The following is a 19536-nucleotide window of genomic DNA, read 5'->3' on the forward strand; positions in this document are numbered from 1 at the left end:
GACGGGACCAACTCTCTCGTATCTTCGGCGAAGGGGCCGGGCCGCGTACGGCGGTCCGGCCCCAAAGCCTACGTTGCTGCGGCGGCGTTAGCCTACTGCCTGCTCACGGTAGCGCACGATCTTGACGAACTCCTCGGCGTCCAGCGAGGCACCGCCGACCAGGCCGCCGTCGATGTCGGGCTTGGCCATCAGGCCGGCCGCGCTCGACGCCTTCACCGAGCCGCCGTACAGCACCCGGACCTTGCCGGCCAGCTCGGCGTCGTACAGCTCGGCGATCCGGGCGCGGATCGCGGCGCAGACCTCCTGCGCGTCCTCCGGGGTGGCCACCTCGCCGGTGCCGATCGCCCAGACCGGCTCGTACGCGACCACGATCGACTCGGCCTGGTCGGCCGGGACGCCGGCCAGACCGCCGTCCAGCTGGGCCAGGGTGTACTCGACGTGGGTGCCGGCCTTGCGGATCTCCAGCGGCTCGCCGACGCACAGGATCGGGGTGATCCCGGCGCGGTAGGCGGCCTTCACCTTGGCGTTGACGATCTCCTCGTTCTCGCCGTGGTACTGGCGGCGCTCGGAGTGGCCGATCACCGCGTAGGTGCACTTCAGCTTGGCCAGCATCGGGCCGGAGACCTCGCCGGTGTAGGCCCCGCCGTCGTGCTGCGAGATGTCCTGCGAGCCGTACTTGATCTTCAGCTTGTCGCCGTCGACCAGGGTCTGCACCGAGCGCAGGTCGGTGAACGGCACCAGGACGGCGACCTCGACGGCCTCGTAGTCCTTGTCGGCCAGCGCGAAGGCCAGCTTCTGGGTGTGCTGGATGGCCTCAAGGTGGTTGAGGTTCATCTTCCAGTTGCCCGCCATCAGCGGGAGACGGTCGGTCATGTGTTTCAGTCCTCCAGAGCGGCGAGACCGGGGAGGGTCTTGCCCTCCAGGTACTCGAGGCTGGCGCCGCCGCCGGTCGAGATGTGTCCGAACTTCGTCTCGTCGAAGCCCAGGATGCGGACGGCCGCGGCGGAGTCGCCGCCGCCGACCACGGTGAACGCGTTGCTGTCGAGCAGGGCCTGGGCCACGGCCCGGGTGCCGCCCGCGTAGTCCGGGTGCTCGAAGACGCCCATCGGGCCGTTCCAGAACACCGTGCCCGCGTCGGCCAGCTTCGCCGCGTACAGCTCGCGGGTCTTCGGGCCGATGTCCAGGCCCTCCTGGTCGGCCGGGATGGCGTCCGCGGCGACGGTGTCCGGGTTCGCCGGGGTCTTGCCCTTGAGGTCCGGGAACTCGGCGGAGACCAGGACGTCCACCGGCAGCACGAACTCCACGCCGCGCTGCTCGGCCTCGGCCAGGTAGCCGAGGACGGTCGGGATCTGGTCCTCCTGGAGCAGCGAGATGCCGACCTCGTGGCCCTTGGCCTTGAGGAAGGTGTACGCCATGCCGCCGCCGATCAGGATCCGGTCGGCCTTCTTCAGCAGGTTGTCGATGACGCCCAGCTTGTCGGAGACCTTGGCACCGCCGAGCACCACCACGTAGGGGCGGGCGACGTCCTCGGTGAGCTTCTTCAGCACGCCGACCTCGGTGGCGATCAGGTCGCCCGCGGCGTGCGGCAGCAGGGCCGGCAGGTCGAACACCGAGGCGTGCTTGCGGTGCACGGCGCCGAAGCCGTCACCCACGTACAGGTCGGCCAGGGCGGCCAGCCGCTCGGCGAAGGCCTTGCGCTCGGCGTCGTCCTTGCTGGTCTCGCCCGCGTTGAAGCGCAGGTTCTCCAGCAGCGCGACCTCGCCGTCCGCCAGCGCGGCCACGGCGGCCTGGGCGCTGTCACCGACGGTGTCGGTGGCGAAGGCGACGTCCTTGCCGAGGATCTCGCCGAGGCGCTCCGCCACCGGGGCGAGCGAGAACTTCGGGTCCGGCTCGCCCTTGGGGCGGCCGAGGTGCGAGGCGACGACGACCTTCGCGCCGGCCGCGGCCAGCTTGGCGATGGTCGGCGCGACGGCGCGGATGCGGCCGTCGTCGGTGATCGTGGCGCCGTCCAGCGGCACGTTCAGGTCGGCTCGCACGAAGACGCGCTTGCCTTCGACACCGGCTTCGATGAGCTCTTCGATGGTCTTCACGGGGATTCGGTTTCTCCTGGGGAGATGGTTGATGCGCAGTGAGGCGGCACGGCGCAGGGGCCGCCTGAGAAGTCCTTGAGCGCGGAACGAGGGCCCGGTCGGCACCGTACGCCGTCCGGGCCCTCGCCCCTACATCACGTCAGCTCCCGCAAGGTCAGAGCTGCCCGCCGACGAGGGTGACCAGGTCGACGACGCGGTTCGAGTAGCCCCACTCGTTGTCGTACCAGCCGAGCACCTTGACCTGGTTGCCCTGGACCATGGTGAGCTGCGAGTCGAAGATGCAGGAGTGCGGGTCGTTGACGATGTCCGAGGAGACGATCGGGTCCTCGGTGTAGGCCAGGATGCCCTTGAGCGGGCCCTCCTGCGAGGCCTTCTGGAAGGCCGCGTTGACCTCGTCCTTGGTGACCTCGCGCTCCAGGGTGACGACCAGGTCCGTGATGGAGCCGGTCGGGACCGGGACGCGCAGCGAGGTGCCGTCCAGCTTGCCCTTCAGCTCCGGCAGGACCAGGGCGGTCGCCTTGGCGGCACCGGTCGAGGTCGGGATGATGTTCTGCGAGGCCGCACGAGCACGGCGCAGGTCCTTGTGCGGGAAGTCCAGGGTCACCTGGTCGTTGGTGAACGCGTGGACGGTGGTCATCAGACCCTTGACGATGCCGAAGCTCTCGTTCAGCACCTTGGCCATCGGCGCCACGCAGTTCGTGGTGCAGGAGGCGTTGGAGATGATGTGGTGGTTGGCGGCGTCGTACTTCTCGTCGTTGACACCCAGGACGACGGTGACGTCCTCGTCGGTGGCGGGCGCCGAGATGATGACCTTCTTCGCGCCGGCGGCGAGGTGCTTCTTCGCGGCCTCGGCCTTGGTGAAGATGCCGGTGGACTCGACGACGATGTCGGCGCCCAGCTCGGCCCACGGGAGGTTCGCGGGGTCACGCTCGGCGGTCACCTTGAAGGTGTGGCCGTCGACGGTGATGCTGTCCTCGGTGTGCGAGACCTCGCCCGGGAAGGTGCCCAGGGTGGTGTCGTACTTGAGCAGGTGAGCCAGGGTCTTCGTGTCGGTGAGGTCGTTGACGCCCACGACCTCGATGTCCGCGCCCTGAGCCTTGACCGCGCGGAAGAAGTTGCGGCCGATGCGGCCGAAGCCGTTGATGCCTACCCGGATCGTCACGAACCGATCTCCTCGTTAGGTACGCCGGGGGCGCAGCCCCGGCGGGGGTGAGATTTGGGAAGTCCCCGACCGCCTATGACCCTACCCCTCCGGGGCCTGGGACGGCACATCGCACCGCCTGGTGAGACTGGGCGTGGCGAGGCCGGAACGCCGTTCCGGGCCGTCCGGCCTTGGTCCGCCGGGCAGTTGGTCCCGGGCCAGTGGTCTCTACCAATTCGGGAGTGTCGCGGGTCCGGACGGACGTTCGGCGGACCGCCCCGCAGGCCTTCCGGGAGGCCGCCCGCGGCGGCGCCCGGGAACGCCGACGGCCGGCGCCCCGGATCGGGGCGCCGGCCGTTCGTCGTCACGGAGCGTGAGCGCGAACCTCAGTTCATCGCCATCTCGTCGGTGATGCTGGCCTCGGTGCTCGGCAGGCCGAGCTCGGAGGCGCGCTTGTCGGCCATCGCCAGCAGGCGGCGGATCCGGCCGGCCACCGCGTCCTTGGTCAGCGGCGGGTCGGCGAGGGCGCCCAGCTCCTCCAGCGAGGCCTGCTTGTGCTGCATCCGCAGCTGGCCGGCGGCGGCCAGGTGCTCGGGCACCTCGTCGCCGAGGATCTCCAGCGCGCGGGCCACCCGGGCGCCGGCCGCCACCGCGGCGCGGGCCGAGCGGCGCAGGTTGGCGTCGTCGAAGTTGGCCAGCCGGTTGGCGGTTGCGCGGACCTCGCGCCGCATCCGGCGCTCCTCCCAGGCCAGCACCGACTCGTGCGCGCCGAGGCGGGTCAGCAGCGCGCCGATCGCGTCGCCGTCGCGGATGACCACCCGGTCCACGCCGCGCACCTCGCGGGCCTTGGCCGGGATGCCGAGCCGTCGGGCGGCGCCGACCAGGGCGAGGGCGGCCTCGGAGCCGGGGCAGGTGATCTCCAGCGAGGAGGAGCGGCCCGGCTCGGTGAGCGAGCCGTGCGCCAGGAAGGCGCCGCGCCAGGCCGCCTCGGCGTCGCAGGTGGCCCCGGAGACCACCGCCGGGGGAAGGCCCCGGATCGGGCGGCCCCGGCCGTCCACGAGGCCGGTCTGGCGCGCCAGCAGCTCGCCGTCCTTGACCACCCGGACCACGAAGCGGCTGCCGCGGCGCAGCCCGCCGGGGGCCATCACCACGAGGTCCGAGGAGTGGCCGAAGATCTCCAGCAGGTCCTTGCGCAGCCGCCGTGCCGCCGCTCCGGTGTCCAGCTCCGCCTCGATCACGATGCGGCCGCTCACGATGTGCAGCCCGCCCGCGAACCGCAGGATCGCCGACACCTCCGCCTTGCGACAGCAGGCCCGGGTGACCGGAAGCCGGCTGATCTCGTCCTTCACCGCTGGAGTCATCGCCATGGCCCGATCCTTCCATGTGTCCGGAAAATCCGGTCGTACGCTGCCGCCAACAGCTCCGGGTCGTGTCGCGGCGTCCCGTCGGTGCGGGCCACCGAGCCGAGCACCAGAGCGGCGCCCATCCGCTCGGCGGCCTTCTCCAGACCGTCCAGGTCGGCCTGGCCGAAGGCCCCGCCGGTGACGGCGCGCTCGTCCACCAGGATCGCATCCACCGCGAGGTCCGGAGCGTGGTCGGCGATGACCTCCAGGTGGCGCTGCGGGGTGAAGCCCTCGGTCTCGCCGGGCTGGGGGGCGAGGTTCAGGGTGAGCAGGCGGCGGGCGCGGGTCTCGGTGAGCGCCTTGGCCAGCTCGGGCACCAGCAGGTGCGGCAGCACGCTGGTGAACCAGGAGCCGGGGCCGAGGACCACCCAGTCCGCCTCGCGCACCGCGGTGACGGCCTCCGGGACGGCGGGCGGCTCGTCCGGCAGCAGCCGGATCGACTGGACGGTCCCGGGGGTCGCCGCCACGTCGGCCTGGCCGCGGACGGCGCTCACCTCGGTGGGGCGTCGCGGGTCGTGGCCGCGGACGGTCGCCTCGATGTCCAGCGGCACGGCCGACATCGGCAGCACCCGGCCCTGGACGTTGAGCAGCCGGCCGACCCAGTCCAGCGCCGCCACCGGGTCGCCCAGCTTCTCCCAGAGAGCGACGATCAGCAGGTTGCCGACGGCGTGGCCGCCGAGTTCGCCGTTGCCGGTGAAGCGCTGCTGGATCACCTCGGACCAGGTGCGCCCCCAGTCGTCGTCCCCGCACAGCGCGGCCAGCGCCTTGCGCAGGTCGCCGGGGGGCAGCACGCCGAGCTCCTCGCGCAGCCGGCCGCTGGAGCCGCCGTCGTCGGCGACGGTGACCACGGCGGTGAGGTCGCTGGTGAGCCGGCGCAGCGCGGACAGCGAGGCGGACAGGCCCTGCCCGCCGCCGAGCGCGGTGATCCTGGGGGCCGGATTGGCGCGGGCGGGACTGCTGCGCGGACGGCTCGGCGCCGTGGCCCGGGCCGGGCTGCCCGGCCGGTCACCGGTCCTGCTCTGCGGCTGCCGCCCGGGCACGTATCCCGCCACACATCACCTCGCGTTCCTCGGCCCGCCGACCGCTCCGCCGGCGGGCCCGGCAGGGAGGCGGCGGTTACTCCCGTCCCATGTCACGGTGGACCAGCACCGTCTCGACTCCGTCGGCGATGAGACGCTTGGTCAGACGCTCGGACATGGCGACGCTGCGGTGCTTGCCACCGGTGCAGCCTACGGCAAGCGTCATGTAGCGCTTCCCCTCGCGGCGGTACCCCTCGGTGACGATGCGCAGCAGCTGGGCGTAGCCGTCCAGGAACTCGTTGGCTCCGGGCTGCTGGAACACGTAGTCGGCGACGTCCGCGTCGGTGCCGGTGCGGGCCCGCAGTTCGGGCACCCAGTGCGGGTTGGGCAGGAAGCGGCAGTCCACCACGAGGTCGGCGTCGACCGGCAGGCCGTACTTGAAGCCGAAGGACATCACGGTGGCGCGCAGCTCGGGCTCGTCGTGGTCGGCGAACTGGGCGTCCAGCTTGGCGCGCAGCTGGTGCACGTTGAGGTTGGAGGTGTCGATCACCAGGTCGGCCTCGCCGCGCAGGTCGCGCAGCAGGTCGCGCTCGCGGGCGATGCCGTCCACGATCCGGCCGTCGGCCTGGAGGGGGTGCGGGCGTCGGACGCTCTCGAAGCGGCGCACCAGCGCCTCGTCGGAGGAGTCCAGAAAGACGACCCGGAGCCGGACGCCGCGCTTCTCCAGCTCGTCCAGCGAGGTGAGCAGGTCGTCGAAGAACTGCCGGCCGCGGACGTCCACGACGACGCCGATCCGGGCGACGTTGCCCTGGGAGCGGGCGCCCAGGTCGACCATGGTCGGGATCAGGGCCGGTGGCAGGTTGTCCACCACGAACCAGCCGAGGTCCTCCAGGCACTTGGCGGCGGTGGAGCGGCCGGCTCCGGACATGCCGGAGATGATCACCAGCTCCGGCGCGTTCTCGGCCACGTCTGACACGGTCACTTCGGTTCCCCGCTCTCGGTCTTTCTGCTGGGGAGAACGCGTACGGCACGGCCGCCCTTCCCCGGCCCGGGCAGGCGGGCGGGGCCGGGGCACACCGGCTGACAGGCGGCGTCGGCCGTCATGGCGTCTCCTGGGATGGTGCGGTCTGGGGTGCTGCGGCCACCGGCTCGGCGGCCTGCTCGGCCCCGTCCTCGATGATCTCGCCGGTCGCGGTGTTGACCGCGGGTGCGGCGGGTGTACGGGACGACAACGCCTCCGCAACAGTCTGCGCGGTGCGGCGTCCGATGCCGGGTACCTCGCAGAGCTCGTCCACGGTGGCGGCCCGGAGCTTCCTCAGCGAGCCGAAGTGCTTGAGCAGCGCCCGGCGGCGAGTCTCTCCGAGGCCCGGGACGGAGTCCAGTTCCCCGGCGGTGAGTCGCTTGGAACGCTTGTTGCGCTGATAGCTGATCGCGAAGCGGTGGGCCTCGTCGCGCACCCGCTGGAGCAGGTAGAGGCCCTCGCTGGAGCGGGGCAGCACGACCGGGTCGTCCTCGCCGGGCAGCCAGACCTCCTCCAGGCGCTTGGCCAGGCCGCACAGCGCGACGTCGTCGATGCCGAGCTCGTCCAGGGCGCGTCTGGCGGCGGCGACCTGCGGCTGGCCGCCGTCGACGACCAGCAGTTGGGGCGGGTAGGCGAAGCGCTTGGGGCGGCCCTCCTCGTCCCGGGCGCCGACGGCCGCGGGCTCGTCCTCCTCGGGGACGGCCCACTCGCCGGTCTGCTCGCGCTCCTGGAGGTAGCGGCGGAAGCGCCGGCTGATCACCTCGTGCATCGAGCGGACGTCGTCCTGGCCCTCGAAGCCCTTGATCTGGAAGCGCCGGTACTCGCTCTTGCGGGCCAGGCCGTCCTCGAAGACGACCATGGAGGCGACCACGTCCTCGCCCTGGAGGTGGGAGATGTCGTAGCACTCGATGCGCAGCGGGACGGAGTCCAGCTCCAGCGCGTCGGCGATCTCCTGGAGGGCGCGGCTGCGGGTGGTGAGGTCGGAGGCGCGCTTGGTCTTGTGCAGGGCGAGCGCCTGTTGGGCGTTGCGCTGCACGGTGGCCATCAGGTCCTTCTTGTCGCCGCGCTGGGGGATGCGCAGGTCGACCTGGCTGCCGCGCAGGCCGCCCAGCCACTCGCGGACCGGCTCGACCGGGTCGGGCAGGGCGGGGACGAGGACCTCGCGCGGGACGGACTCGCCGCCGCCGTAGAGCTGCTGGAGGGCGTGCTCGACCAGGCCGGCGGTGTCGACGTCCTCGACCTTGTCGGTGACCCAGCCGCGCTGGCCGCGCACCCGGCCGCCGCGGACGTGGAAGATCTGCACGGCGGCTTCGAGCTCGTCCTCGGCGACGGCCAGCAGGTCGGCGTCGGTGGCGTCGGCGAGCACGATGGCGTTCTTCTCCATCGCGCGCTTGAGGGCGCCGATGTCGTCCCGCAGCCGGGCCGCCCTCTCGTACTCCATCTCGGCGGCGGCCTCCCGCATCTGCTCTTCCAGCCGGCGCAGGTAGTTGCCGGTGCGCCCGGCCATGAAGTCGCAGAAGTCCTCGGCCAGCGCCCGGTGTTCGTCCGCGGAGACCTTGCCGACGCAGGGCGCGGCGCACTTGCCGATGTAGCCGAGCAGGCAGGGGCGGCCGACCTGGCGGGCGCGCTTGAAGACGCCGTTGGAGCAGGTGCGGACGGGGAAGACGCGCAGCAGCAGGTCGACCGTCTCGCGGATCGCCCAGGCGTGCCCGTACGGGCCGAAGTAGCGCACGCCCTTCTTGTGCGCCCCGCGCATCACCTGGACCCTCGGGTACTCCTCGTCGAGGGTGACGGCGAGTTCCGGATAGCTCTTGTCGTCGCGGTACTTGACGTTGAACCGCGGGTCGAACTCCTTGATCCAGGAGTACTCCAGCTGGAGCGCCTCGACTTCGGTGCCGACCACGGTCCACTCCACCGAGGCGGCGGTGGTGACCATGGTGGCGGTGCGCGGGTGCAGGCCCGCGAGGTCCTGGAAGTAGGAGGACAGGCGCGGGCGCAGGCTCTTGGCCTTGCCGACGTAGATGACCCGGCCGTGGGCGTCGCGGAACCTGTAGACGCCGGGGGAGGTCGGGATCGCACCGGGCGCGGGGCGGTAGGTGCTCGGGTCAGCCATGGGTCCACCGTACCGAGTGGGGACGGGGCCGCGGGGCGGAGATCGTCAGGTGGGACCGTGGCGGTCGGGAGGGGCTCAACTGTGTCAGCTCGGGGTCACCTTGAGGTTGCCGCCCTCGACCGTGACGGTGTAGGCGGGCAGCGGGGCGGAGGCCGGGCCCTCCTTCACGGCGCCGTCGGTGGCGGAGAACCGGCTGCCGTGGCAGGGGCACTGGATCTGGTCGTCCTTCACCTGGTCCACCAGGCATCCGGCGTGGGTGCAGCGGGCGTTGAACGCCTTGTACTGGCCGGCGGTGGGCTGGGTCACCACGATCTTCTGCTCGCGGTAGACCTTGCCGCCGCCCTCCGGCACGGCCGAGGCCGGTCCGAGGTCGACCGGGCCCTTGAGCGCGCCCTTGTCACCGGCGGAGGAGCCGCATCCGGTGACCGCCACGGCGCCGCCGGCCGCCAGGGCGGCGGCCCCGCAGAGCACCGTGCGGCGGGAGGCGGTGGGGCTGGTCTCGGACATCGGTGCGCTCCTACGGTTCTGCTGCGGGGACCACGGAAGTCTATGCCGCGCACACCCCGCCGCTCCCGGTCCACCCCTGGGTGTCGGGGTGGGCCGGGAGCGGCGGAACGCGGCGGGCGGGGCTACTTCTTCGCGGCGGCCGCGCGCTTGCGCGGCGCCTTCTTCGCCGGGGCGGGCGGGGCGTCCGCGAAGTCGGCGGGCAGGATGTCCCGCAGGAACTTGCCGGTGTGGCTCTCCGGGACGGCCGCGATCTGCTCCGGGGTGCCCTCGGCGACCACCGTTCCGCCGCCGGAGCCGCCCTCGGGGCCCATGTCGACGATCCAGTCGGCGGTCTTGATCACATCGAGGTTGTGCTCGATGACGATCACCGTGTTGCCCTTGTCGACCAGCCCGCTGAGCACCTTGATCAGCTTGCTGATGTCCTCGAAGTGCAGACCGGTGGTGGGCTCGTCCAGCACGTAGACCGTCCGCCCGGTGGAGCGCTTCTGGAGCTCGGAGGCGAGCTTGACGCGCTGCGCCTCGCCGCCGGAGAGGGTGGGCGCGGACTGGCCGAGCCGGACGTAGCCGAGGCCGACGTCGTTGAGCGTCCGCAGGTGGCGGGCGATCGCCGGGACGGCCTCGAAGAAGGCCAGCGCCTCCTCGATCGGCATGTCCAGCACCTCGGCGATGGACTTGCCCTTGTAGTGGACCTCCAGTGTCTCCCGGTTGTACCGGGCGCCGTGGCAGACCTCACACGGCACGTAGACGTCCGGCAGGAAGTTCATCTCGATCTTGATGGTGCCGTCGCCCGAGCAGTTCTCGCAGCGGCCGCCCTTGACGTTGAAGGAGAACCGGCCGGGCAGGTAGCCGCGGACCTTGGCCTCCTGCGTCTCCGCGAAGAGCCGGCGGACGTGGTCGAACACCCCGGTGTAGGTGGCCGGGTTGGAGCGCGGGGTGCGGCCGATCGGCGACTGGTCGACGTGCACCACCTTGTCCACCTGGTCGGTGCCGGTGATCCGGGTGTGCCGGCCGGGCACCGTGCGGGCGCCGTTCAGCTCCCGGGCGAGGTGGGTGTACAGGATGTCGTTGACCAGCGTCGACTTGCCGGAGCCGGAGACGCCGGTGATCGCGGTGAGGGTGCCGAGCGGGAAGCCGACCGTGACGTCCTTGAGGTTGTGCTCGCGGGCGCCGTGGACGGTCAGCTGGCGCTTCCTGTCCCGCTCGCGGCGGGTGCCCGGGATCGGGATGGACCGCTTGCCGGAGAGGTACTGGCCGGTCAGCGACTCCTTGTTGCCGAGCAGCTCCTTCAGCGAACCGGAGTGCACCACCTTGCCGCCGTGCTCGCCCGCGCCGGGGCCGATGTCGACCACCCAGTCCGCGGTCTTGATGGTGTCCTCGTCGTGCTCGACCACGATCAGGGTGTTGCCGATGTCGCGCAGCCGCACCAGCGTCTCGATCAGCCGGTGGTTGTCCCGCTGGTGCAGGCCGATGGACGGCTCGTCCAGCACGTACAGCACGCCGACCAGGCCGGAGCCGATCTGGGTGGCCAGCCGGATGCGCTGGGCCTCGCCGCCGGACAGGGTGCCGGCCGCGCGGTCCAGCGAGAGGTAGTCCAGCCCGACGTCGACCAGGAAGCGCAGCCGCTCGTTGACCTCCTTGAGGACCCGCTCGGCGATCCGCTTGTCCCGGGCGTTCAGCTTCATCGCGCCGAGGAACTCGGAGCAGTCGCTGATCGACATCGAGGAGACGTCGGCGATCGACTTGTCCTGGACGGTGACCGCGAGCACCACCGGCTTGAGCCGGGCGCCCTGGCAGGTCGGGCAGGGCACCTCGCGCATGTAGCCCTCGAAGCGCTCGCGGCTGCTGTCGCTCTCCGCCTCGGTGTGCCGGCGCTGGATGAACGGGATCGCGCCCTCGAAGCCGGTGCTGTACGAGCGCTCGCGGCCGAAGCGGTTGCGGTAGCGGACCTGCACCTGGTGCTTGTGGCCGTACAGCAGCGCCTTCTTGGCGCGGGCGGGCAGCCCGGCCCAGGGGATGTCGGTGCGGAAGCCGAGTTCCTCGGCCAGCGCGTCGATCAGCCGCTGGAAGTACTCCTTGGCGTGCCCGGCCGACCACGGGTGGATGGCGCCCTCGTCCAGCGAGCGCTCGACGTCCGGCACCACCAGCTCCGGGTCGACCTCCATCCGGTTGCCCAGGCCCGAGCAGTCCGGGCAGGCGCCGAACGGCGAGTTGAAGGAGAACGAGCGCGGCTCCAGCTCCTCGAACGACACGTCGTCGTACGGGCAGTAGAGGTGCTCGGAGTACATCCGCTCGCGCTCGGCGTCGTCCTCGGGGAGGTCGACGAAGTCGAGCACGACCATGCCGCCGGACAGCCGCAGGGCCGTCTCCACCGAGTCGGTGAGCCGCCGCTTGGCGCTGTCCTTCACCGTCAGGCGGTCGATCACCACCTCGATGGTGTGCTTCTCCTGCTTCTTGAGCTTCGGCGGCTCGGCGAGCTGGACCGTCTCGCCGTCGACCCGGGCGCGGGAGTAGCCCTTGGACTGGAGGTCGGCGAACAGGTCGACGAACTCGCCCTTGCGCTCGCGCACCACCGGGCTCAGCACCTGGAAGCGGGTGCCCTCGGTGAGCTCCAGCACCTTGTCCACGATCGCCTGCGGCGACTGCTTGGCGATCGGACGGCCGCAGTGCGGGCAGTGCGGCTTGCCGATCCGGGCGAACAGCAGGCGCAGGTAGTCGTAGACCTCGGTGATGGTGCCGACGGTCGAACGGGGGTTGCGGTTGGTGGACTTCTGGTCGATCGAGACGGCCGGGGAGAGGCCTTCGATGAAGTCCACGTCGGGCTTGTCCATCTGCCCCAGGAACTGGCGGGCGTAGGACGACAGCGACTCGACGTAGCGGCGCTGGCCCTCGGCGAAGATCGTGTCGAAGGCGAGCGAGGACTTGCCGGAGCCGGAGAGGCCCGTGAAGACGATGAGGGAGTCGCGGGGCAGGTCGAGCGAGACGTTCTTGAGATTGTGCTCGCGAGCACCGCGGACGATGAGGCGGTCGGCCACTGCTTCTGGCGCCTTTCTCCGGGGCGAGAGGGCTTGCGTTGGGATGTGCTGCTTCTTCCAGGATGCGGCAGCCAGCCTATAGCTCAGACGTTCGAATATCGACCTTGTCCAGCGGGGACCACCCGAACGAGTGAAGGCGGCTCCCGGACGGTCCGTACCCGGACCGAAAAAGGCCCTGCTCAGGGCCGGAATGGGCGATAGCGTCACCTGGTCAACGAGCGGAGCCCTCGCGGGCAACGCACCGACCCGTACCGAAGGCGGATTCGATGACCGACCCCCAGCCGACCGACTCCCGGCCGACCGACTCCCGGCCGACCGGCCAGCGGACGACCGACCCGCACTCCGCCGCCGAGGCCGCCGCCTCCGCGGCCTCCTTCCTCCGACAGGTCGAGGAGAGCACCCGGCGCCTGCTGGCCACCGTCACCGGGCTGGAGCCCGAGGCCGTCGCCGAGCCCTCCGCACTGCCCGGCTGGACCCGCGGCCACGTGCTGGCCCACCTCGCCCGCAACGCCGACTCCCTGGTCAACCTGCTGACCGGCGCCCGCACCGGCACCGACATCCCGCAGTACGCCAGCAACGAGGCCCGCGACCAGGGCATCGAGCGCGACGCCCCGCGCCCGGTGGACGTCCAGCTCGCCGACCTGCGCGACTCCCACGCCCGCTTCGCCGAGGCCGCCGCGCTGCTGGACCCGCAGGCCTGGACGGCGACCGTGAAGCACCGCCACGGCTACGTCTTCCCGGCCTGCGACATCCCGGCCAAGCGCCTGGTGGAGCTGGAGTTCCACCACGTCGACCTGGCCGCCGGCTACACCCCCGCCCAGTGGCCGCGGGACTTCGCGCTCGCCCAGTTCCGCCGGCTCGCCGAGGGCCTGGCCGACGAGGCCGGCCTGCCCGGCGTCGAGCTGGTCGCCGAGGACACCGGGGAGCGCGCCGCGATCGGCTCGGGCGCCCCCGCGCTGACCGTCACCGGCCCCGTCCACGCCCTCGCCGCCTGGCTCTCCGGCCGCTCCGACGGCGCCGACCTGCGCCGCACCCCCGACACCGCCCTCCCCCAGCTTCCCCCGATGGGCTGACGGGGCGAGGATGATCCCAGGAGCCACTGGAGAGGGAGCGAACGGATGACGTACCACGGAGCGGTCAAGGTCGGCGGGCCGCCGGACGTACGGGAACTGGCCCATCTGATGATCACCAAGGTGGCCGTCGGCCCGTACGACAACAACGCCTACCTGCTGCGCTGCCGGGCCACCGACGAGCAGCTGCTGATCGACGCCGCCGCGGACGCCCCGGCGCTGCTGGAGACCGTCGGCGACGAGCTGGGCACCGTGGTCACCACCCACCGCCACCACGACCACTGGGGCGCGCTGGCCGAGGTGGTCGCCACCACCGGCGCCCGCACCGCCGCCGGCGAGCACGACGCCGAGGGCATCGACGTCCCCACCGAGCTGCTGCTCGCGGACGGCGACACGCTGCGGGTCGGCGAGGTCGAACTGACCGTCCGGCACCTGGTCGGGCACACCCCGGGCGCCATCGTGCTCGTCTACGACGACCCCCAGGGCCACCCCCACGTCTTCACCGGCGACTGCCTCTTCCCCGGCGGCGTCGGCAACACCTGGGGGGACCCGGAGGCCTTCCGGACCCTCTACCGCGACGTCACCGAGAAGATCTTCGACGTCCTCCCGGACGAGGCCTGGGTCTACCCCGGCCACGGCAACGACACCACCCTCGGCGCCGAACGCCCGCACCTGGAGGAGTGGCGCGAACGCGGCTGGTGACCGGGCCCCGGCCGGTCGGCTCCCCGGGGAGCCGACCGGCCGGGGAACAGGCCTCACTCGTCGTCGTAACAGCTGTCCGTGGCCAGCCGCCGCTCCAGGTCGTCGACCCACTCCTGAGCCCATGCCCGCAGGCCCGTGATGGTCTCCTCGTCAAGGCCGTAGGCGGCGAACTCGGTGTCGTCGATCCAGTCCGCCCCGGCCAGGCGGTCGCGCAGCTCGGTCAGGTCGAAGGTGTCGCGCGCGTGGCGGCGGCCGAGGTCTTCGAGGTCGCCATGGCTGAACCAGCGGCAGGCGGCCTGGATGTCGATCAGGTCGCGGGCGAAGCCGCGGTCGGCGAGGGCACGCATCTTGGTGCCGACCACGTCTTCGACGGACAGGACCGGCCCGAAATCGAGCTCGACGGTCGGCTTCCAGAGGTGCTCCTTGAGGACGTCGACCTCGCAGCTCTCCCCGCTCGCCGCGTCGGTGACCACCAGACGGCCCGACAGCGGGACGACCTCGACCTCGTGCACGGTCCAGCCCCGCTCGGCGAGGCCGCGGGTGAGCGCGCCGACGATCTCCCCCATCGCGGCCGGGTGCTCCGTAGCCACGTCGAGATCCTGACTGAGCCGATCGGCAAGTCCGTGGGCTTGGACGGCGTAGCCGCCGGTCAGCACCAGTCGGTACGGGGCGCCGACCGCCAGGACATCGATCAGCAGCCTCCGGTGGAGCGGAGTGAGCCTCACGCGGCGGCGGGCCGGGCAGCGGCCGCGAGCTCGCCGAAGGCCGACTCCCAAACACCGCGGACCGCCGGGCCGACCAGCTTGCGCAGATCGGGCCACTGCTCCACCAGCAGGCCTGCGTTCAGGTAGCGGGTGAGGTCATCGCGCATGCCCTCGGTGAGGACGAGCCGGTACAGACCCATCCGCAGCCGGGGCCGGTCGAGGTCGAAGACACGCAGTCCCGACCATGCCAGGTGCAGCGGCAGCTCTACCGTGCCGTCCGCCGGACCGGCCAAATCGTCCAACGACGCAGGCAGGCGTTCGGCCAGCTGTGCGCACCTGCTATCCACCACCGGGGCGAGGCTCATGCGCCGATTATCTCCTGTCGCGGGCCTGGCAGGCGTCGAGCGCCTCGGGCCCGCGCCGGATCGCCGCGTACGGCCGGCCCCGCGCAGCGCCGAGCCCCGCCGCCCGGAGAGATCCGGGCGGCGGGGCTCGGAGCCGCTCGGCCCGGCGGTCAGGCGTCGAGCTTCGCGTGCTCCTGGCGTTCGGCCTTCTTCGAGGCCCGCAGGCTGGTGACGGTGGTGATCGCCAGCACCAGCACGATGAAGCCGAGCGAGAACGGGATGCCGATCTCCGGGGCCCAGGTCGCGCCCGCCTCGTGGGCGGCGTGCAGGACCAGCTTCACGCCGATGAAGCCGAGGATCACCGACAGGCCGTAGCTGAGGTGGACCAGCTTCTTCAGCAGCCCGCCGATCAGGAAGTACAGCTGGCGCAGGCCCATCAGGGCGAAGGCGTTGGCGGTGAAGACGATGTACGCGTCCTGGGTCAGGCCGAAGATGGCCGGGATCGAGTCCAGCGCGAACAGCACGTCCGTCGTACCGATCGCCAGCATGACGACCAGCATCGGGGTGATCAGCCGGCGGCCGTTCTCGCGGACGAACAGCCTGGTGCCGCGGTAGTCCTCGGTGGCCGGGAAGCGGCGGGTGATCGCCTTGAGGGCGCGGTTCTCCTCGAAGTGCTCCTCCCCCTCGTCCTCGGCGCGGGCCTCCTTGATCAGCTTCCAGGCCGTCCAGATCAGGAAGGCGCCGAAGAGGAAGAACACCCAGGAGAACTCGGAGACCAGCGCCGCGCCGCCGGCGATGAACACCGCCCGGAGCACCAGGGCGATGATCACACCGAACATCAGCACGCGCTGCTGGTAGATCCTGGGCACCGCGAACTTGCCCATGATCAGGATGAACACGAAGAGGTTGTCGACGCTGAGTGACTTCTCGGTGATGTACCCGGCGAAGAACTCACCCGCCGGCTCCCCGCCGGAGTGCCACCAGAGGAAGCCCCCGAAGAGCACCGCCAGGGCGACCCAGACGGCCGTCCAGATCCCGGCCTCCTTGATCGAGACCTCGTGCGGCTTGCGCCCTCCGATGAAGAAGTCCGCCACGATCAGTGCGACCAGCACCAGGATCGTGGAGACCCACATGGTCATGGAAACGTCCACTACTGCTCCTCCGGCAGGTAGGCGAGACAGTCATCGTCACTGCCGGAGGTCTCTTCCGCCCGTCGGGCCAGCGCCCCGGGGTGCCGCGACGGGCACCCGTGATGACGGGGTCGACTGTCGAGGAATACTCCCCTCCGCTGCCGACGAGGGTAACAGCCACCCCAAGAGAAGGTAAAGAAGGTAAAGGGCGTGCCCCTACAGGAACGGCTCGATCGCCGGCAGCAGGTCCTGGAAGGTGCGCCCCCTGGCGGGCGCGCCGATCGCCTGCATCTCCCAGCCGCCGTTGCCGTCCCGGACCACCTTGGCCATGATCTGCCCGGTGTGCGGCCCGCCGCCCGCCAGCTCGTAGCGGGCCAGCTCCAGCCCGGTGGTCTCGTCCACCAGCCGGCAGTGCGCCCGCTGCACCTCGGCGAAGGTCTGGCCGGTGTACGAGCTCACCGTGAACACCACCTGGGTGATGTTGACGGGCACGTGGACCAGGTCGACCAGGATCGCCTCGTCGTCCTCGGCCCCCGAGCCGCCCTCCAGGTTGTCGCCGGTGTGCCGCACGGAACCGTCGTTGCTCTCCAGGTGCGAGAAGAACACCACGTCGGACGGGGTCTTCTCGGCGTAGAGCAGCGCCGAGGCGTCCAGGTCGATCTTCCGGGTGCGGCTGCCGAACAGCCCGCGCTTGGGGGCGGCCTGCCAGCCGAGGCCCATCCGGACCACGGACAGGGCGCTGCCCGGCCCCTTCTGGAGGCTGACCCTCTGCCCCTTGGCCAGGTTCACCGACACGACGACGTCCTCTCTGCCGGCCGCGCGGTCACGGCCGCGCGGCTCCACGGTGGAACACCCCGTCGCCGTCCCCCGGCTGAGGCCCCCTCTGCGTACGGCCCGCCACCCCGTCCCGAGGGCACGGTGCCGCAGGCCAGCCTAGGGCCTGTGGCGCCCCCGGCTCCCCGGGGTTTCCCCGTTTGTGGCGAGTCTGAGACACCTCCGGGCGGTTGGTTCCCGGAGGTGCGGGGAACGGCCGTGCCCCGGCGCCCCGGGCGTACCGTCAGGCCACACCGGCCTCGCGCATCTGCCGCAGCTCCTTCTTCAACTCCTTGACCTCGTCGCGCAGCCGGGCGGCGACCTCGAACTGGAGGTCGGCGGCGGCCGTGTGCATCCGGTCGGTCATCTCCTGGATGAGCTCCGCCAGTTCGGCGGCCGGCAGGGACTTGGCCGGCTTGCGCTCCGCGCCGAGCGCCGGCACCGGGGCCTTGCCCTTGCCCTGGTTGCGGTAGCCGGTGGAGAGCAGCTCGTCGGTGTCCACGTCCTCGCGGGCGAGGGTGTCCAGGATGTCGCCGATCTTCTTGCGCAGCGGCTGGGGGTCGATCCCGTGCTCCTTGTTGTAGGCCTGCTGCACGGCCCGGCGGCGGTTGGTCTCGTCGATGGCCTTCTCCATCGCGGGAGTGATCTTGTCCGCGTACATGTGGACCTGGCCGGAGACGTTGCGGGCGGCGCGGCCGATCGTCTGGATCAGGGAGGTGCCGGAGCGCAGGAAGCCCTCCTTGTCCGCGTCCAGGATCGCCACCAGCGACACCTCGGGCAGGTCCAGGCCCTCGCGCAGCAGGTTGATGCCGACCAGCACGTCGTACTTGCCCGCCCGCAGCTCGCGCAGCAGCTCCACCCGGCGCAGGGTGTCCACGTCGCTGTGCAGGTAGCGGACCCGGATGTCCAGGCCGAGCATGTAGTCGGTGAGGTCCTCGGCCATCTTCTTGGTCAGCGTGGTGACCAGCACGCGCTCGTCCTTCTCGACCCGCTTGCGGACCTCGTGCACCAGGTCGTCGATCTGGCCCTCGGTCGGCTTGACGATCACCTCGGGGTCGATCAGGCCGGTCGGGCGGATGATCTGCTCGACCTGGCCGTCGCCGCGCGACAGCTCGTACGCGCCGGGCGTCGCCGACAGGTAGACCGTCTGGCCGATCCGGCCCAGGAACTCCTCCCACTTCAGCGGGCGGTTGTCCATCGCGGACGGCAGCCGGAAGCCGTGCTCGACCAGGGTGCGCTTGCGCGAGGCGTCGCCCTCGTACATCGCGCCGATCTGCGGGACGGTGACGTGCGACTCGTCGATGACCAGGAGGAAGTCCTCCGGGAAGTAGTCGAGCAGGGTGTTGGGCGGGGAGCCCGGCTCGCGGCCGTCGAAGTGCATCGAGTAGTTCTCGACGCCCGAGCAGGTGCCGATCTGGCGCAGCATCTCGATGTCGTACGTGGTGCGCATCCGCAGCCGCTGGGCCTCCAGCAGCTTGCCCTGCTTCTCCAGCCGGGCGAGCGTCTCCTCCAGCTCCTTCTCGATGCCGGTGATCGCGCGCTCCATGCGCTCGGGGCCGGCCACGTAGTGCGAGGCGGGGAAGACGTAGACGGAGTCGTCCTGGCTGATGATCTCGCCGGTGAGCGGGTGGAGGGTGTAGAGCGCCTCGATCTCGTCGCCGAACATCTCGATCCGGACGGCGAGCTCCTCGTAGACCGGGAAGATCTCGATGGTGTCGCCGCGGACCCGGAAGGTGCCGCGGGTGAAGGCCACGTCGTTGCGGGCGTACTGGATGTCGACGAAGCGGCGCAGCAGGTCGTCCCGGTCGATCTCCTGGCCGACCTTGAGCGGCACCATCCGGTCCACGTACTCCTGCGGGGTGCCGAGGCCGTAGATGCAGGAGACCGAGGCGACCACGACGACGTCCCGGCGGGTGAGCAGCGAGTTGGTCGCCGAGTGGCGCAGCCGCTCGACCTCCTCGTTGATCGAGGAGTCCTTCTCGATGTAGGTGTCCGTCTGCGGGACGTACGCCTCCGGCTGGTAGTAGTCGTAGTACGAGACGAAGTACTCGACCGCGTTGTTCGGCAGCAGCTCGCGGAACTCGTTCGCCAGCTGCGCGGCCAGCGTCTTGTTCGGCGCCATCACCAGGGTGGGCCGCTGCAGCTTCTCGATCATCCAGGCCGTGGTGGCCGACTTGCCGGTGCCGGTGGCACCGAGCAGCACGACGTCCTTCTCCCCTCCCTTGATCCGCCGCTCCAGCTCGGCGATGGCCGCCGGCTGGTCGCCGTTCGGCTGGAAGGGGCTGACGACCTCGAAGGGCGCCACGGACCGCTCAATACTCGTGATGGGACGCACCATTCAACGGTACGACCCACCACTGACATTGATGCTGATACTCAGGTTCCGGTGGTCGTGGCTCAGCCACTGACTGACGCCCTGCTGGGCTGTCCTCAAGTTGTTCTGTCCG

The 19536-nt window shown here is 71.1% G+C and carries 16 protein-coding genes; 2 read left to right on the forward strand and 14 right to left on the reverse strand.

Going from position 1 to position 19536, the window contains the following annotated elements; all coding sequences use genetic code 11:
* Nucleotides 1–87: 87 nt before the first annotated feature.
* The 9 genes from tpiA to uvrA form a co-directional block, all read right to left on the reverse strand.
* Nucleotides 88–873, reverse strand: coding sequence for a triose-phosphate isomerase (gene tpiA / locus ACZ55U_RS34335; protein ID WP_465532643.1), 786 nt, complete (start codon nucleotides 871–873; stop codon nucleotides 88–90).
* Nucleotides 874–878: 5 nt separating this feature from the next.
* Complete coding sequence (locus ACZ55U_RS34340) at nucleotides 879–2090, reverse strand: phosphoglycerate kinase (protein ID WP_465532645.1); 1212 nt, start codon at nucleotides 2088–2090, stop codon at nucleotides 879–881.
* A 154-nt stretch (nucleotides 2091–2244) separates the two neighbouring features.
* Nucleotides 2245–3252, reverse strand: a complete 1008-nt coding sequence (gene gap / locus ACZ55U_RS34345; RefSeq protein ID WP_465532647.1) for a type I glyceraldehyde-3-phosphate dehydrogenase — start codon at nucleotides 3250–3252, stop codon at nucleotides 2245–2247.
* Between the two features lie 365 nt (nucleotides 3253–3617).
* A complete protein-coding gene (whiA, locus tag ACZ55U_RS34350; protein WP_316527119.1) occupies nucleotides 3618–4598 on the reverse strand; it encodes a DNA-binding protein WhiA in 981 nt (326 codons plus the stop codon).
* On the reverse strand, nucleotides 4589–5686 hold the full coding sequence (locus tag ACZ55U_RS34355; protein WP_465532649.1) for a gluconeogenesis factor YvcK family protein: 1098 nt from the start codon (nucleotides 5684–5686) through the stop codon (nucleotides 4589–4591). The genes whiA and ACZ55U_RS34355 overlap by 10 nt, the downstream gene beginning before the upstream one ends.
* A 64-nt stretch (nucleotides 5687–5750) precedes the next feature.
* Nucleotides 5751–6635, reverse strand: coding sequence for an RNase adapter RapZ (gene rapZ / locus ACZ55U_RS34360; protein WP_307806500.1), 885 nt, complete (start codon nucleotides 6633–6635; stop codon nucleotides 5751–5753).
* A gap of 118 nt (nucleotides 6636–6753) precedes the next feature.
* Nucleotides 6754–8787: an excinuclease ABC subunit UvrC gene (uvrC, locus tag ACZ55U_RS34365; RefSeq protein WP_465532651.1), complete on the reverse strand. Its 2034-nt coding sequence runs from the start codon at nucleotides 8785–8787 to the stop codon at nucleotides 6754–6756.
* A gap of 84 nt (nucleotides 8788–8871) precedes the next feature.
* The gene (locus tag ACZ55U_RS34370) at nucleotides 8872–9294 is read right to left on the reverse strand and encodes a Rieske (2Fe-2S) protein (RefSeq protein ID WP_465532653.1); all 423 of its coding nucleotides are present in this window, start codon (nucleotides 9292–9294) and stop codon (nucleotides 8872–8874) included.
* A gap of 122 nt (nucleotides 9295–9416) precedes the next feature.
* The gene (gene uvrA / locus ACZ55U_RS34375) at nucleotides 9417–12326 is read right to left on the reverse strand and encodes an excinuclease ABC subunit UvrA (RefSeq protein WP_465532655.1); all 2910 of its coding nucleotides are present in this window, start codon (nucleotides 12324–12326) and stop codon (nucleotides 9417–9419) included.
* Between the two features lie 266 nt (nucleotides 12327–12592).
* On the opposite strand from uvrA, the gene ACZ55U_RS34380 reads away from it, so the two are divergent.
* Together ACZ55U_RS34380 and ACZ55U_RS34385 are read left to right on the forward strand one after the other, a co-directional pair.
* The gene (locus tag ACZ55U_RS34380) at nucleotides 12593–13399 is read left to right on the forward strand and encodes a maleylpyruvate isomerase family mycothiol-dependent enzyme (RefSeq protein WP_465532657.1); all 807 of its coding nucleotides are present in this window, start codon (nucleotides 12593–12595) and stop codon (nucleotides 13397–13399) included.
* A gap of 45 nt (nucleotides 13400–13444) precedes the next feature.
* The gene (locus ACZ55U_RS34385) at nucleotides 13445–14098 is read left to right on the forward strand and encodes an MBL fold metallo-hydrolase (protein ID WP_465532659.1); all 654 of its coding nucleotides are present in this window, start codon (nucleotides 13445–13447) and stop codon (nucleotides 14096–14098) included.
* A gap of 53 nt (nucleotides 14099–14151) precedes the next feature.
* Here the strand turns inward: ACZ55U_RS34385 and ACZ55U_RS34390 are convergent, their stop codons facing one another.
* The 5 genes from ACZ55U_RS34390 to uvrB all read right to left on the reverse strand — a co-directional run bounded on the left by ACZ55U_RS34390 (nucleotide 14152) and on the right by uvrB (nucleotide 19424).
* A complete protein-coding gene (locus ACZ55U_RS34390; RefSeq protein WP_465532661.1) occupies nucleotides 14152–14823 on the reverse strand; it encodes a nucleotidyl transferase AbiEii/AbiGii toxin family protein in 672 nt (223 codons plus the stop codon).
* Nucleotides 14820–15167, reverse strand: coding sequence for a transcriptional regulator (locus ACZ55U_RS34395; protein ID WP_465532663.1), 348 nt, complete (start codon nucleotides 15165–15167; stop codon nucleotides 14820–14822). Before ACZ55U_RS34395 ends, ACZ55U_RS34390 begins: the two co-directional genes overlap by 4 nt.
* A 149-nt stretch (nucleotides 15168–15316) precedes the next feature.
* Nucleotides 15317–16297, reverse strand: a complete 981-nt coding sequence (locus tag ACZ55U_RS34400; protein ID WP_465532665.1) for a TerC family protein — start codon at nucleotides 16295–16297, stop codon at nucleotides 15317–15319.
* A gap of 195 nt (nucleotides 16298–16492) precedes the next feature.
* On the reverse strand, nucleotides 16493–17071 hold the full coding sequence (locus ACZ55U_RS34405) for a TerD family protein (protein ID WP_465532667.1): 579 nt from the start codon (nucleotides 17069–17071) through the stop codon (nucleotides 16493–16495).
* A gap of 262 nt (nucleotides 17072–17333) precedes the next feature.
* Nucleotides 17334–19424: an excinuclease ABC subunit UvrB gene (gene uvrB / locus ACZ55U_RS34410; protein ID WP_465532669.1), complete on the reverse strand. Its 2091-nt coding sequence runs from the start codon at nucleotides 19422–19424 to the stop codon at nucleotides 17334–17336.
* Nucleotides 19425–19536 lie beyond the last annotated feature (112 nt).

Source organism: Kitasatospora sp. NPDC034533 (assembly GCF_055575155.1).

Excerpts from the sequence above, each read along its gene's own strand:
- tpiA (WP_465532643.1), bottom strand. The coding sequence starts at position 873 with ATGACCGACCGTCTCCCGCTGATGGCGGGCAACTGGAAGATGAACCTC.
- whiA (WP_316527119.1), bottom strand. The coding sequence starts at position 4,598 with ATGGCGATGACTCCAGCGGTGAAGGACGAGATCAGCCGGCTTCCGGTC.
- uvrC (WP_465532651.1), bottom strand. The coding sequence starts at position 8,787 with ATGGCTGACCCGAGCACCTACCGCCCCGCGCCCGGTGCGATCCCGACC.
- ACZ55U_RS34370 (WP_465532653.1), bottom strand. The coding sequence starts at position 9,294 with ATGTCCGAGACCAGCCCCACCGCCTCCCGCCGCACGGTGCTCTGCGGG.
- ACZ55U_RS34380 (WP_465532657.1), top strand. The coding sequence starts at position 12,593 with ATGACCGACCCCCAGCCGACCGACTCCCGGCCGACCGACTCCCGGCCG.
- ACZ55U_RS34385 (WP_465532659.1), top strand. The coding sequence starts at position 13,445 with ATGACGTACCACGGAGCGGTCAAGGTCGGCGGGCCGCCGGACGTACGG.
- ACZ55U_RS34395 (WP_465532663.1), bottom strand. The coding sequence starts at position 15,167 with ATGAGCCTCGCCCCGGTGGTGGATAGCAGGTGCGCACAGCTGGCCGAA.